Source organism: Leisingera sp. F5 (assembly GCF_001593695.1).
The window spans coordinates 1-13,626 of sequence record NZ_LUKH01000057.1 but is presented as its reverse complement, the minus strand read 5'-3'; the positions used below and the strand labels follow the sequence as shown (position 1 = coordinate 13,626).

The window sequence follows — 13,626 nt, the reverse complement described above, 5'->3', positions numbered from 1 at the left end:
CAAACCCTTCCGGAAAAGCTGCGCACGCACCACAGCACCAAGGCGGGGGTCTGGGGGCAGCTGGCGGTTCAAAGCGGGCAGTTGCTGTTCCGCCGTGAAGGCAAGGCGGACCTGTTGATAAAGGCTGGCGAGGCTGCCGTTTTTGCGCCGCAGGAGGTGCATTCGGTGGATGCGCCTGGCCAGGTGGAATTCGAAGTCCGCTTCTTCCGGCAGGAGGCCCCCGATGCTGCGTAGAATTCCCCTGGAAGATACCGCCATCCTGAGTGTTCTGGGCCTGGTGCTGCTGGCCGGGCTGGCCATCCTGGGCTGGGGCGTGCCCGTGGCCTATGTGCTGCATGGCTGGCTGATTGCGCTGACGGCGGGGTGGGGCATCATGTGGATGCTGAACCGCATCAGCGAGGGGCCGGCCGGGGTTCCCATGGCCTATAATGACAAGGTGATCCGCTTTGGCGTGATTGCGGCGCTGATCTGGGGCATCATCGGTTTTGCGGTCGGCGACATTCTGGCCTGGCAGCTGGCCATTCCGTCGCTCAATGGCGATATGTCCTGGTCCAACTTCGGACGGCTGCGGCCGGTGCATACCTCCGGCGTGATCTTCGGCTTTGGCGGCAACGCGCTGATTGCCACCTCGTTCTACGTGGTGCAGCGGACCTCGCGGGCGCGGCTGGCCAGCGAGACGCTGCCCTGGCTGGTGTTCTGGGGCTACAACCTGTTCCTGGTGGTGGCGGCATCCGGCTATCCGCTGGGCATCACCCAGTCCAAGGAATACGCCGAGCCGGAATGGTATGCGGACCTCTTGCTGCTGGTGGTCTGGGTCGGCTATCTGACCCTCTACCTCAGGACCCTGGCCCGGCGGGCGGAGCCGCATATCTATGTGGCCAACTGGTATTACCTCGGCTTCATCGTGGTGATTGCGATGCTGCACACGGTGAACAACCTCTCGGTGCCGGTGTCGATCGCCTACCCCAAGAGCTATTCGCTGTTTGCAGGCACTCAGGACGCGATGACGCAATGGTGGTACGGCCACAACGCGGTGGGTTTCCTGCTGACCGCCGGCTTCCTCGGTATGCTCTATTATTTCTTGCCCAAGGCGGTGAACCGGCCAGTTTATTCCTACCGGATGTCCATCGTGGGCTTCTGGGGGATCACTTTCCTCTACCTCTGGGCCGGCTCGCACCACCTGCATTACACGGCGCTGCCCGATTGGGTGCAGTACCTGGGCATGACCATGTCGATCATCCTGCTGGTGCCCAGCTGGGCCTCGGTCTTCAACGGCATCCTGACCATCAACGGCGCCTGGGACAAGGTGCGCACCGACCCGGCGGTGCGGTTCATGATGGTGGCAATCCTGTTCTACGGGCTGTCCACGTTTGAAGGCTCCTTCATGGCGATCCGCCCGGTCAACTCACTCAGCCACTATACCGACTGGACCGTGGGCCATGTGCACGCCGGCGCCCTGGGCTGGGTCGCCTTCATCACCTTTGGCGCGATGTACAAGATGGTGCCCTGGGTCTGGAAGCGCGACGGCGTCTATTCCCTGAAGCTTGAGGCCTGGCACTTCTGGCTCGCCCTGTCCGGCACGCTGATCTATGTCGGCGCGATGTGGAACAGCGGCATCACTCAATCGCTGATGTGGCAGACCTATGATGCCGATGGCGCCTTCCTCTATTCCTTCCTCGATAGCGTGATTGAAATGCACCCCTATTATGCCGCCCGCGCGGTGGGCGGGCTGCTCTATCTGATAGGCGCCTGCATCGGCGCCTACAACATCTACATGACGGTGAGCGGGCCGCGCAAAACTCAAGTTCAGCAAACCGGGCCGCTGTCCCGGCAGCCTGCGGAGTAACGCCCATGAGCACCAAGCATCAAAAGCTCGAACGCCACTCCCTGGGGTTTGCCATGGCAATCCTGGCGGTGGCCTCGATCGGCGGTATTGTAGAGATCGCGCCGCTGTTCACCATCGAGAACACTGTCGAGGAAGTTGAAGGGATGCGCCCCTATACACCGCTGGAGCTGGCCGGCCGCGACATTTATGTGAGGGAGGGGTGTTATGCTTGCCATAGCCAGATGATCCGTACCCTGCGCTCTGATGTGGAACGCTACGGCCACTACAGCCTCGCGGCAGAGAGTATGTATGATCACCCGTTCCAATGGGGGTCAAAGCGTACCGGTCCGGATCTGGCGCGGATCGGTGGCAAGTATTCGGATGCCTGGCATGTGGCCCATCTGGAAGCGCCGCGAGAGCTGGTCGAAGGCTCCGTGATGCCGGGCTATGCCTTCCTGTCGCAGACCCGGCTGTCGACCGGCCATCTGCCTGCGTCGCTGAAGGCGCTGAGCCGGGCCGGGGTGCCTTATACGGACGCGCAGATCGAAACCGCCGAAAAGGATGCGGCCCGGCAGGCGGATTTCGAGCAGAACTACGAAGGCGAGCTGCAGGAGAGCTATGGCGAAAACGTGCAGGTGCGCGACTTTGACGGCCAGCCCGGGCGTCTCACCGAAATGGACGCGCTGGTCGCCTATCTGCAGATGCTGGGCACCCTGGCCGACCTCGACTCGCTGAACCCGGAGGAGAGCTACCGATGACACATGATGCAGTTCTGGTTTTCTCCAAGACCTGGGGCGCGATCTACCTTCTGACCGTATTCCTGGCGGCGGTGGTCTGGGTCTACTGGCCCGCGCGGCGCCGGATGTATGACGATGCGGCCCAGTCTCCGCTGGACGGGCGGGAGGACCAGCCATGGCGGTGAGGGAAAAGGATCCGGTCTCCGGCACCGAGCTGACCGGCCACGAATGGGACGGTATCAAGGAGATGGACACGCCGGTGCCATGGGCCTCCCGCTGGGCGCTGTGGATCAGCATCGCGGTGTCGGTGCTGTTCTGGCTGCTCTACCCGTCGTTTCCTGCCGTCACCGGCTATGCCAAGGGGCTTCTCGGATATTCCTCGCGGGCAGAGGTGACCGCAGCGGTGGCGCAGGCAGAGGCGAGGCGCGAGCAGGCCTTTGCGCCTTTTGCGTCGGAAGACATCGAAGCACTGGCCGCCGACCCGTCGCTGGAGGCGCGGTACAGCAGCGCCATTTCCAAGCTTTACGCCGACAATTGCGCGGCCTGCCACACGGAGGATCTGCAGGGGCAGACGGGCTTTCCAAATCTGGCGGACGCACATTGGCTCTGGTCCGGCACCCCGGAGGAGATCGAATACACCATCCGCTATGGCATCAATGCCCTGCATGACGACACGCGGATTGCCCAGATGCTGGCCTTCGGGGGTGATGGGATGATCGAAAAGCCGCAGGTCGGCCAGGTAACGGAATTTGTGCTGTCGCTGTCGGGGCTTGATCACAATGCCGAAGCGGCTGAAGCGGGCAGTGTGGTCTTCGAAGAAAACTGCGCCGCTTGCCACGGTGACGACGGCCGTGGCGGTTATGAAAACGGTGCGCCGGATCTGGGCGATGGCCAATGGATCTATGGCAGCAGCCGCGAGGACATCCGCCGCAGCGTCTATTACGGCAGGCAGGGCGTCATGCCGGCCTGGGAGGGCCGCCTGAGCGATGCTCAGATCCGCATGCTGACGCTGTATCTGCTGTGGAATGCCGAAGATGCCCCAAGCTGAGGAAAACCCGCGTTTCCGCAGGGCCATGTATCTGCTGATACTGGCGCTGCTGGCAGGCTATCTGGGCTTCAAGGCCTGGCATCTGTCAGTGGCGTTTGAGGCCTGGGACGGGCAGGAGCTGGAGGGGGTGGTGTCCGGCGCTGCCAAGTAGGGCGGCCGGCTCTGCTGCCACGCCGTTGGAGAATATAATGCGCATATGTGTTGCGCATTATGCCGGTTTTGCAGTCTCTCTGTCTGCTTCCAGCGCGCGGATCAATTTTTTCATGCCGCGGTTTCCGTCCAGAACATCCTGCAAGGTCTTGCCGTCGAGCGCAGCAAAGAAGGCCTCCTGTGCCTCGTTCAGAACCGGCAGCAGCCCGCAGGCCGGGGTCATCACGCAGCAGCCGCCATCTTCCTTCATACACTCCACCAAGGGGGTGCCGCTTTCTGACTTTCGTAGTAGCGCGCCAATCGAGATTGCCTCTGGCGGAAGTGCCAAACGCATGCCGCCGTTACGGCCACGGACCGATTCCACATACGCCTCATGGGTCAGCCATTGAGAAATCTTGGCCAGGTGATTGAAGGGCAGTTTCTGCATCCCCGCAATCTCGCGGGTGGACATCAATCCTTCCTCATGCGTGGCGAGGTGGATCAGGATGCGCAGGGCGTAATCGGAAAACTTGGTGATCTGCATACGCGTTCATCCCACAATTAATATGCATTGAAAAGACGTATTTTGTTGACATGTATCGCCGCTCTCAATAATGGGCATCTCAAATACCTATTAAAGGGTGCGACACATGCAGCCAGTTGTTCTTTTAATCTCGCTGATCCTGATGGCGGCGCTGTCGGCGGTCTGTGTTCTGGCGGTGCGGGCGTCGCGTGGCCCGGCACCGGGGCCTGGCGCCAACGCAAAACGCACCGGGCTGATCTGGGCGATGACGATCCTGGGCGTGATTGTCTCCGTTGCCTCGCTGCGGGAGTGGCCGCACGCGCTGGCCGCCACCGGCGATGCGCTGGAGGTGAATGTCAGCGGCGGCCAGTGGTGGTGGGACATCGACACCACCGAAATCCCGGCAGGCAAGCCGGTCACTTTCAACGTGACAACCGAGGACGTGACCCACGGTATGGGCATCTATGACGATGATCTTACGCTGCTGACCCAGATCCAGGCGATCCCCGGCTACACCACGCAGATCACCTACACGTTCGAAGAGCCCGGCAGCTACCAGATCCTGTGCATGGAGTTCTGCGGGCTGGCGCATCACGACATGGTCAATGAATTCGAAGTTGTAGCGGTGGAGGAATAAATGAGCACTGCATCTGAACCTGTTGCGTCTGGGTGTGCCGCAGCTGAACCCCAGGCCGGAGCGGTCAAGCTGACGATGATCCTGGCCGGCGCGGTGTTTGTGCTGATGATGGTCTTCGGTCTCATCATGCGGGCGGCCCAGGGGCAGTGGATCGAGCTGGACCCGGCCCTGTTCTACCAGATCCTGACCGCGCATGGCGCTGGCATGGTTGGCACTGCGGCGCTCTCGGGCGCGGCTATTCTGTGGTACTTCAGCGGCCGCCATGTGGTGCTGACTGCCGGTATTTTCTGGGCGTTCCTGGGCCTGTTTCTGCTGGGTGTCGTGCTGATCCTGGGCGCGATATTCATCGGTGGCTATGGCGGTGCCTGGACCTTCCTGTTCCCGCTGCCAGCCCTGTCCGGCGGCGCGTGGGAAGCTGGTGCAGCCGCAGCCTTCATGCTGGGCTATGTGTCGATCGGCGTTGGTTTCCTGCTGTACTATCTGGAGCTTGGCCGCCAAACCCATGAACGCTACGGCAGCCTGGCACGGGCGCTTGGCTGGAACCTGATCCTGGGGCGCGAGGATAACAACCCGCCGCCGCCGACAATCGTTGCAGCGGCAGCGGTCACCATCTTCAACTCTATCGGCATCATTCTGGGTGCCGCCGTTCTGGTGGCCAGCCTGGTGCATCTGCTGGTGCCGGGCTTTGAGGTCGACGCGCTCTTGGCCAAGAACCTGATCTATTTCTTCGGCCACGTATTCATCAACGCATCGATCTACATGGCGGTGACGGCGGTTTATGAAATCCTGCCGGAGTACACCGGGCGCCCGTGGAAATCGAACCGGTTGTTTGCGATTGCCTGGAACGCGGTGCTGGTCTTTGTGATGGCGGTCTACTGGCACCACCTGCTGCAGGACGTGGTCATGCCGCCCTGGATGCTGGTGGTGGGGCAGCTGGTCTCCTACTTCAGCGGCATTCCCCTGATTGCTGTCACCGCCTTTTCCACCTTCCTCTATGTGCGCGGGTCCAAGATGACCTGGGACCTGGCATCGTCGCTGCTGGTTCTGTCGGTGGCTGGTTGGTCGGTGGGGTCGATCCCGGCCTCGATCGACGGGATGATCAGCGTCAACAAGGTGATGCACAACACCATGTGGGTGCCGGGGCATTTCCACACCTACCTGCTGCTGGGCGAGGTGGCGATGGCCTTTGGTTTCATGGCCTGGCTGGTGCGCGGCAAGACGATCTCGGAGATGGGCGGGCTGGACCGAGCCGCCTTTGCCACCTACCTGGCTGGCGCTGCGGGCTTCGTGACGGTGTTCCTGTTCTCCGGCGCCGCCTCAATCCCGCGCCGCTGGGCGGTGCATTACGAGGAATGGCTGACCCATGACCGTATCGGCACCGCGTTCAGCGTGCTGGTGGTGCTGGGCACCCTGGTCTTTGTGCTGCGCTTCGTGGCACGGCTCGGGCGGAGCGAGAGCTGATGCTGGCCCGTGTTCTCCCCCCGGTTCTCGCCGCTGTCATTGGCGGCGGGATTCTGTGGCAGGCCACAGACGGGGCGCAGGCCTTCACCAGCGAGGCGGCCCGGCGGCTGGATGTTGCCCGGTCGCCCCGCCCGGTCCCCGCGGTGATGCTGGAGGACATGTCCGGCCAGCGGGTGCCGCTGTTGCCGCAAGCGGGCGAGGTTGTGCTGGTCGAGTTCATCTACACGGTTTGCGGTGATATCTGCCAGATCGCCGCGGCAGATTTTGCCGAAATCCGCGACCGGCTGCAGGCGCAGGGGGTAACGGCCCGGCTGCTGTCTGTCAGCTTTGACCCGGAGCGGGACACGCCGGAGCAGATGGCCATTTACGGCGATGCCCACGAGGCGGATGGCGCAAAATGGACTGTTGCCCGGCCTGAAGAGAGTGACTTGGACGGGCTTCTGAAGCTGTTCGATGTAACAGTCATCCCGGATGAATGGGGCGGCTACCAGCACAATGCGGCAATCCATGTGATTGATGGCAGCGGCCGGTTCTCGGCTGTCTTTGATACCGATGCGGTGGAGGCGGTGGCCGCCCATGTGCATGAGGTGCAGCCATGAGGATGATCTGCTTGGGACTGCTCGCATTGGCCGAAGCCGTCGCTCTGCAGGAGGCGGCTGTGAGCAATCCGATCCAGCATGTGCTGTTGCAGATGCCCTTGCTGGTGCTGGCCGGTGCCTTAGCGGGCTGGCATTTGAAAGTGCCCCGCCACTGGGCGGTACCGCTGTTGCTGACGGCGCTCACAGCCTTTCTGTTCTGGATGCTGCCGCGCAACGTGGACTGGGCGCTGACGCCTGTGGGAGAGCTGGCCAAACACACCACACAGCCGTTGCTGCTGGGATTGCCCCTGCGGCTGTCCTGGCTCTGGCTTGATCCCATTCTGCGCGGCTTCCTCAAGGCCAATGCGCTGTCGATGCTGGGCGTTCTGGGGTTCCTTTACACCCATGCGCCGGTGCGGATCTGCAATTCCTACCTGGTGTCCGCCCAGCAGGACTTGGGCTTTGCCTTCCTCTATCTCGCCGCGGCGCTGGCCTGCCTTTGGGCCTTCCCGCTGCTGTTTGGACAGCTGCGAAGTATGCCGGTTGGCACGGCGGGATGCACCAAATGCGGAGCTTGATCTGAAATGGCCTATGCCGATACCGTTCCGGGCTTTGCCAAAGTGGCGCGAAACAAGAGCGCCAGCCTGCGGGGTGATCCGCTGGCCTTTCTGATCCTGGCCCTAAAGGCCGGCGCCTTTGCCGGCGCGGGCATCCTGCTGATCTTCTCGGTCGGGCAGGGGGAGGGCGCCATCCGCCCCCTCGTCATGGGCGCAAGCTTCGGCATCGCGCTGACGCTAGTGGTGTTTGCGAGGACCGATCTGTTCACTGGCCACACCATGTACATGACCCACGGGCTGCTGACCGGACAAAGCGGGTTGGGCGATCTCTTTCGCTGCTGGCGGCCTTGTTCACAGCAGGCGGCGGCGGACTGATCCTGGGCGCGGGCGAGGACGCGCTGCCGTACAAGGTTGCAGCCAAGAAGATGCACGGAACCGGCGTACAGCTCTTTGCCAAGGCGGTGCTGTGCAACTGGCTGGTCTGCCTTGCCTTATGGTGTTCGGCCCGGGCCAAGGATGACGTGACCAAGTGCATCGTGATCTTCTGGTGCCTCTACGCCTTCATTGCTGCCGGTTTCGAGCACAGCGTGGCCAATATGATGGTGTTTTCGGTGGCGCTGATGTCGGATCACCCGGACAGCATCTCCCTGGCCGGTCCGGCCTATAACCTGGCCTTTGTCACCCTGGGCAATACTTTTGCCGGCGCGGTGATCATGGACTGGGGCTACTGGCGCGCAGCTTCCCGCCCGCGGGCGGAAGCTGTTGCTGAACCCCGGTCAGCTGCAATTTCCCGCTGAATAGGTGTGACGAGCAAGGTGTGGCGGCAATATATGGCGCTGCCTTCGGTTTGCTCCCGCTTCTTGTGTGCGAGACGTGCCAGGAACGCCGGAGAATTAAGCCCGTATGCACTCGATTTCAAAGCCACGGTAAAGGGCTGCGCCCACCTATTTGGTAAGTTTTCATGTCTGCTTGCTGGAAGGGCGCAATTGCGCCTGCAACATCTGATCCAGGGAACGAAGGTCACTTAATGCTCTGCCCCAAAAACCGCTGCAATTGGAGGGAAACTCCGTTTTCGAAACGCCGCATCGCTGGACTGTGGTGCAGGAAGCCTCCAGCAATGGCATGTTTGCGTTGGGCGCAACGGTTGATTTTGTTGTGATGTCCTAAGCTCATAGTGTCCGTTCACTTCACAATTTTGCCGTTACCTGTGCATTTCTATGCAACTATACATTTGCGGAGAGGACCGGTAGAATACGGCGGTTGCCTGTTCCCGTAACCAACACTAATTATCCATACATATCAAAGGCTTCGGATGAACAGCCCGGGGCCTTCTTCGTATTTAGGCCTTCCACACCTGCCGCATGAAGCAACAGCCCAGCCAGATCGCCCTCAAGGGTCAGACCCAGGCCAGTGCCCTCCGCCGCAGGCGGCAGCACGATCCGCTCCACCAGCGCCTCCTTGGCTTCTTCCATGCCTTCGGCGGACCCAAGGCTCCGGATCAGCCGCGACACCCGCTCCCGGTAGGCCTCCGCCATCGACGGGTGAAACACCACCGTGTCCGGTGAATAGCCCCACTTGAGTGGTCCAAATTGAAAGTTAGTGCATGGTTGGCCTTTGGTCCATCAGGACGATGGCCTCTGGCGCAGACGGGTGGTAGCCCGGAGGGTAATCCCCATTTTTGCGGGGGCTTGGTCATAGAATTTTACGCGGCCAATCTTAGTTTCTGTGCAGGTGTCATCCCTCCGTTGCCCATGTTGGGGCGTTCGTTGTTGCAGGACCACAGCCACCCGGTGGCAATCTGCTGCACCTCCTCGATGCTTTCGAAGATGTAGAGGCCAAGCCATTCGTGCCGGACCGTCCGGTTGCAGCGCTCGACATAGGCGTTCTGCTGGGGCTTGCCAGGCTGGATATAGGCCAGGGTGATGCCCCTGTTCTCAGCCCACTCCATGAGCGTTCCGCTGACATGCTCCGGGCCGTTATCGACTCGAATTGTTCTGGGTGCGCCGCGCCACTCGATGATCTGGTTCAGCGCGCGTACAACCCGCTCAGCCGGTAGCGGGAAGTCCACCTCTATGCCCAGCACGTCTCGCTGATGCCGAACGCCCGGCACGCCAGCGCGATGCTGACCCCCTTCATCGCCACCGCTTTCACGGCCAACTCTCGGCGCTGAGCTGGCCGCATCATTTTTTTCCAAGAGCCTCCTTCAGCAAGTCGTTCTGCATGCTGACGTCGGCGGACATGCGCTTCAGCCGGCGGTTCTCCTCGGCCATTGCCTTCATCTCGCTGATAAGGCTGGCAGCCATGCCACCATACTTGGCGCGCCATTTATAGACGGTGGCGCTGCTCATGCCGTGCTCCCGGCACAGCCCGGACACCGGCACCCCATGCTCCATCTGCTGCAGGATGCCCATGATCTGGGCCTCAGTGAAACGTGTCTTCTTCATCGGAAACTCCTCAGTCATCCTGCCGAGAAAATTCCACTTCCGCATCCCCCTAAGATCGGGGGATTACCCGTTGAGTTGGAGAGATTCATATGAACCGATAAATGTCACGGCGATTCTGGATACTGGTCAGTGTCCACGTGCCAGAGCTGCCGTCAAAAGGCGCGTTTCGATTGCTCGAACCTTTCCTGCGTGATTTTTCCTATGAACAATAAGAGGGCTCTGCCAGTGAGTGGCGGATAACAAGCTTCGTATTAATGCAGACCGACCGGCCTTCCGATTTGCCTTCAACCATTGCTGTAAGTTCGAGCGCCGCCTTGCGGCCCATTTCCCGGTGAGGAACATGAACGGTAGTCAGGGCAGGGCTGACAATCCCTGCCAATTCGATGTCATCGAACCCCGTCACCGAGACCTGCTCCGGCACTTGAATTCCCAGTCTGTGCGCCTCGCGCAGGGCACCGGCGGCCAGAACATCGTTGCCGCACATGACCACCGTTGGGCGTGGCGCCAGGGCCATTAGCCGCCCAAAGGCTTCGGCGCCCATATCAATTTCATAAGGCGTTTCGATCAGCGTCAAGGTGGCGGAGTCTAGGCCGTCCGCCTCCATCGCCTGCCTGACGCCTTCCACCCGGCTTTTCGCCCGGTCGTTACCCTGTGTCACCCCCGAGATCATGGCGATCCGCCGGTGGCCGGCTGCAATCACGCTCCGCGCCAGCTCCCCCATGGCGTTTGTGTTGCTGAAGCCGACAGACGGCCGCTGCGCCTCCGGGTCGTAGGACCAGGCAATCAGTGAAGGAACCTGATGGCACTCCAGGTACGCATAGATATCTGCATCGCGTTCATGCCCGATCAGCAGCAGCCCGTCGGCACCACGGGCAACCAGGGTGCGGATCTGTTCGCGTTCGGCCGCGGGATCATAGGCCGAGCTGGACACCAGCAGCGTATAGCCGTCTTCGCGCAGCTGATCCTGAAAGGCCTGCAAGCCCCGCGCAAAGATCGCATTGTCCATGGTCGGGATAATCGCTCCGATGGTGAAGCTGCGCTTAGCCGCCATCACCCGGGCCGCGAAATTCGGCGTGTAGCCCAGTGATTCGACCGCATGCATGACCCGCTCACGGGTTGCCTCGATCACCTGCTCTGGAGAATTCAGGCAGCGGGAAACCGTGGCGGTCGAAACACCCGCCGCCTTTGCAACATCGTTAAGTGTCGGAGCTGAACGGGTTTTTCCCATGTGATGCCTGCCAATCCTTTGCCCTAGGTCATAACACAAAACGCAGCCGTTGCCATCCGCCCATGTAAACGCTTGCATTGTTGATGTAAGCGCTTACAAATGGTGTTGGGATAATAACTCGGGATCTATTGATGTTTCTCTTCGCTGCAGTGGCTGTCTTTGCCGTGTTCTTTACCAATGTCGCCTTGGGCGCCTTTGGCGGCGGCAGTTTTCTGAGTGACGTTGGAGAGATGGTGGTCCTGTTTGCAGCCTCGATCCTGTTTGTGGCTGCAATTCTCAAACGAGAGGCTGACCAGAAAAACAAAAACGGCGGCTGACTGAAATCCAAGGGAGGAAGACAATGACGAATGGCAAGGATGGCCTCAAATCTGCTGAGCGCCGCAATTTTCTGAAACTGGCCTCAACCGGCTCCTTCACCGCCGCGCTGGTGGCCGGTGCAGGCGGCATGCTTTGGTCGTCCGAGGCAGTTGCGCAGACTGCCAAGGAGGAAAAGGAGCGTGAACGCGCGGCAGAACATATCATGACTGTGGCCACGGCATATGTGCTGGGCGCGTCGCGCAGCTATCCGATCATGCAGCTGGACCTCAAGGAGAACATCCAGAACGCCACCAACGGCAAGATCTATGTCAAGCTGGCCCCGGGCGGCCAGCTGGGTGCAGGCGGCGCGCTGGTGCAGAAGGTTCAGGGCGGCACCATCCAGGCGGCACAGCATTCGCTGTCGAACTTCGCGCCTTTTGCCTCTACCGTTGACCTGATCAACATGCCCTACCTCTGCGGCTCCAACCAGCGTTTCACCAATCTGGTGAACTCCGATTTCTGGAAGGCCGAAGTGCATCCCAAGGTGGAGGCCAACGGCTTCAAGGCGCTGTTTTACGTAAATATCGACCCCCGCGTGGTGGCTGTGCGCAAAGGTGGCAATGCGGTGATGTCGCCCGGCGACATGTCCGGTGTAAAATTCCGGGTGCCGGGATCGAAAATGCTTCAGCAGTATTACCGCATGGTCGGCGCCAACCCGACACCGGTGGCCTGGGGCGAAACACCCTCGGCGATCAAACAGGGGGTGGCGGATGCGCTCGACCCGTCCGTCGGCGCGCTTTATGTCTTTGGCTTCAAGGACATCCTCAGCCATGTGACCTTCACCCAGGCGGTCCCGGACAGCCAAGTCTATTCATGCAATCTGGAATGGTTCAACTCCCTGCCTGCCGACGTGCAGGATGGTGTGATGTGGGGCGCTGAACTGACCGCGCATCAGAACCTGGCCAAAGTGCCCTCCGCCCGCGGCTATGCGATGGCAGAGCTTGCCAAAGCAGGCGTGGAATTCCATGCGCTGAACGGCGACCAGCTGGGCGAATGGCAGGAGGCCGGCGGCTACCAACGTAGCGAATGGGATCCTTTCAAGACCGAGCTGGCCGGATCGATGGACAATTTCGCCAAGCTGGAAGAGGCCGCCGGCACGCAGGGCAAATACTACGTCCACGACGCCTGAGCCGGTCAGGGACGCGGGGCCAAAGCCCAGCGCCCTGCCCTCATGTCAACAGCCGCCTTCGCAGCAGCCCGCCGGGCTGGCTGCGGGGCGTGCCTGAACCTTGGGAATGGCAATGAACATCCTGCGGACAATAGATAAGAACGCAGAGCGCTGGCTGCTTCTGGTGTTCTACGTGATGCTGGTCATCACCATGGCGATTGAGGTGATCAGGCGCGAGCTGTTTGCCTTTTCCTCGATCTGGGGGGAGGAGATAGTCCGCTATTCCTTCATCTATCTTGCCTGGATCGGCGCCGCGGCTGCGGTCAAGGAACGCGCCCATATCCGGATCGATGTGCTCCTGCATTATCTCGGCCCGCGCCCCAAGGCTCTGATGTATATCTTCGGCGACCTGGTGATGTTCGTGGTTGCCCTGATCGCGCTCTACTGGTCGTTTGAAACGGTTCTGGTCTCCGCCAAATTCGGCTCTGTCAGCCACGGGCTGCGCATCTCCATGGTCTGGTTCCTGATGGCGGTGCCGGCGGGCTTTGCCCTGATGACCTGGCGCCTGCTGCAATCCTTCCTGCGCGACTGGCGCAGCCTTCGCGACGGTACCCCCGTCTTCGAAGGTGACAAATTGTTTGATTGAGGGGCTGAGAGATGCTGTGGAATACACTCAATCAGACGGTCGAACTGGGCTGGGATTTCTATATCCCCGTGATCATGTTCGTCGCGCTCATCGCGCTGGCGGTGCCGGTCTGGGCCGCGATTGGCGCGGCTGCAATCACCATGCTGGTGATGTCGGGCGACCTGCCGCTGAGCGCGGTTGGCGAAAGCCTGTTCACCGGTATTGATGCCTTCGCCCTGACGGCTGTGCCGCTGTTCATCCTGACCGGCGACGTTCTGGTCCGCACCGGGCTGAGCAAGAAGTTCCTCGACGTGGCCGAGGCGCTGACCTGCTGGACGCGCGGTGGGTTCGGTTCGGCGACGGTGCTGG

The 13,626-nt window shown here is 61.1% G+C and carries 17 protein-coding genes and 2 pseudogenes; 15 read left to right on the top strand and 4 right to left on the bottom strand.

Going from position 1 to position 13,626, the window contains the following annotated elements:
• The 6 genes from A2I95_RS22655 to A2I95_RS22630 form a co-directional block, all read left to right on the top strand.
• Positions 1–234 (top strand): DUF1971 domain-containing protein (locus tag A2I95_RS22655; protein WP_291733501.1); only part of this gene is annotated, 234 nt, incomplete at its 5' end.
• A complete protein-coding gene (ccoN, locus tag A2I95_RS22650; protein ID WP_027256531.1) occupies positions 224–1,846 on the top strand; it encodes a cytochrome-c oxidase, cbb3-type subunit I in 1,623 nt (540 codons plus the stop codon). The genes A2I95_RS22655 and ccoN, both read left to right, overlap by 11 nt.
• A 5-nt stretch (positions 1,847–1,851) precedes the next feature.
• Entirely contained in the window at positions 1,852–2,583 is a 732-nt protein-coding gene (ccoO, locus tag A2I95_RS22645; RefSeq protein WP_027256530.1) for a cytochrome-c oxidase, cbb3-type subunit II, read from the top strand.
• Complete coding sequence (locus A2I95_RS22640; RefSeq protein WP_027256529.1) at positions 2,580–2,747, top strand: cbb3-type cytochrome c oxidase subunit 3; 168 nt, start codon at positions 2,580–2,582, stop codon at positions 2,745–2,747. Before ccoO ends, A2I95_RS22640 begins: the two co-directional genes overlap by 4 nt.
• Positions 2,738–3,610 carry a cytochrome-c oxidase, cbb3-type subunit III gene (ccoP, locus tag A2I95_RS22635; protein WP_291733498.1) on the top strand — a complete coding sequence of 291 codons (873 nt, stop codon included), beginning with the start codon at positions 2,738–2,740 and terminating at the stop codon, positions 3,608–3,610. Before A2I95_RS22640 ends, ccoP begins: the two co-directional genes overlap by 10 nt.
• Positions 3,597–3,761 (top strand): hypothetical protein, encoded by a 165-nt coding sequence (locus A2I95_RS22630; RefSeq protein WP_156916775.1) that lies wholly within the window; start codon positions 3,597–3,599, stop codon positions 3,759–3,761. Before ccoP ends, A2I95_RS22630 begins: the two co-directional genes overlap by 14 nt.
• 57 nt (positions 3,762–3,818) lie before the next feature.
• Here the strand turns inward: A2I95_RS22630 and A2I95_RS22625 are convergent, their stop codons facing one another.
• Positions 3,819–4,283 carry an Rrf2 family transcriptional regulator gene (locus A2I95_RS22625; protein ID WP_291733494.1) on the bottom strand — a complete coding sequence of 155 codons (465 nt, stop codon included), beginning with the start codon at positions 4,281–4,283 and terminating at the stop codon, positions 3,819–3,821.
• Between the two features lie 106 nt (positions 4,284–4,389).
• Between A2I95_RS22625 and A2I95_RS22620 the strand changes: the two genes are divergently transcribed.
• From A2I95_RS22620 to A2I95_RS22600, 5 genes and pseudogenes are all read left to right on the top strand, one after another.
• Positions 4,390–4,899 (top strand): cytochrome c oxidase subunit I, encoded by a 510-nt coding sequence (locus tag A2I95_RS22620; RefSeq protein ID WP_027256526.1) that lies wholly within the window; start codon positions 4,390–4,392, stop codon positions 4,897–4,899.
• Entirely contained in the window at positions 4,900–6,360 is a 1,461-nt protein-coding gene (locus tag A2I95_RS22615; protein ID WP_291733492.1) for a cbb3-type cytochrome c oxidase subunit I, read from the top strand. It abuts the gene before it with no gap.
• Positions 6,360–6,959 (top strand): SCO family protein, encoded by a 600-nt coding sequence (locus tag A2I95_RS22610; RefSeq protein ID WP_291733490.1) that lies wholly within the window; start codon positions 6,360–6,362, stop codon positions 6,957–6,959. Before A2I95_RS22615 ends, A2I95_RS22610 begins: the two co-directional genes overlap by 1 nt.
• Positions 6,956–7,516 (top strand): hypothetical protein, encoded by a 561-nt coding sequence (locus tag A2I95_RS22605; RefSeq protein ID WP_291733489.1) that lies wholly within the window; start codon positions 6,956–6,958, stop codon positions 7,514–7,516. The genes A2I95_RS22610 and A2I95_RS22605 overlap by 4 nt, the downstream gene beginning before the upstream one ends.
• Positions 7,517–7,522: 6 nt before the next feature.
• Positions 7,523–8,292, top strand: a pseudogene (locus A2I95_RS22600) (formate/nitrite transporter family protein).
• A 489-nt stretch (positions 8,293–8,781) separates the two neighbouring features.
• Here A2I95_RS22600 and A2I95_RS22595 read toward each other — a convergent pair.
• The 3 genes and pseudogenes from A2I95_RS22595 to A2I95_RS22585 all read right to left on the bottom strand — a co-directional run bounded on the left by A2I95_RS22595 (position 8,782) and on the right by A2I95_RS22585 (position 11,167).
• Positions 8,782–9,045, bottom strand: coding sequence for a hypothetical protein (locus A2I95_RS22595; RefSeq protein ID WP_291733487.1), 264 nt, complete (start codon positions 9,043–9,045; stop codon positions 8,782–8,784).
• 152 nt (positions 9,046–9,197) lie between these two features.
• Positions 9,198–9,939, bottom strand: a pseudogene (locus A2I95_RS22590) (transposase).
• Between the two features lie 199 nt (positions 9,940–10,138).
• Positions 10,139–11,167, bottom strand: coding sequence for a LacI family DNA-binding transcriptional regulator (locus A2I95_RS22585; RefSeq protein ID WP_291733486.1), 1,029 nt, complete (start codon positions 11,165–11,167; stop codon positions 10,139–10,141).
• 131 nt (positions 11,168–11,298) lie between these two features.
• On the opposite strand from A2I95_RS22585, the gene A2I95_RS22580 reads away from it, so the two are divergent.
• The 4 genes from A2I95_RS22580 to A2I95_RS22565 form a co-directional block, all read left to right on the top strand.
• The gene (locus tag A2I95_RS22580; protein WP_027256518.1) at positions 11,299–11,484 is read left to right on the top strand and encodes a hypothetical protein; all 186 of its coding nucleotides are present in this window, start codon (positions 11,299–11,301) and stop codon (positions 11,482–11,484) included.
• Positions 11,485–11,507: 23 nt separating this feature from the next.
• Positions 11,508–12,653, top strand: coding sequence for a TRAP transporter substrate-binding protein (locus A2I95_RS22575; protein ID WP_027256517.1), 1,146 nt, complete (start codon positions 11,508–11,510; stop codon positions 12,651–12,653).
• A gap of 112 nt (positions 12,654–12,765) precedes the next feature.
• Positions 12,766–13,278 carry a TRAP transporter small permease gene (locus tag A2I95_RS22570; protein ID WP_291733483.1) on the top strand — a complete coding sequence of 171 codons (513 nt, stop codon included), beginning with the start codon at positions 12,766–12,768 and terminating at the stop codon, positions 13,276–13,278.
• A gap of 11 nt (positions 13,279–13,289) precedes the next feature.
• The coding region (locus A2I95_RS22565; RefSeq protein ID WP_291733481.1) for a TRAP transporter large permease subunit at positions 13,290–13,626 on the top strand (337 nt) is incomplete at its 3' end.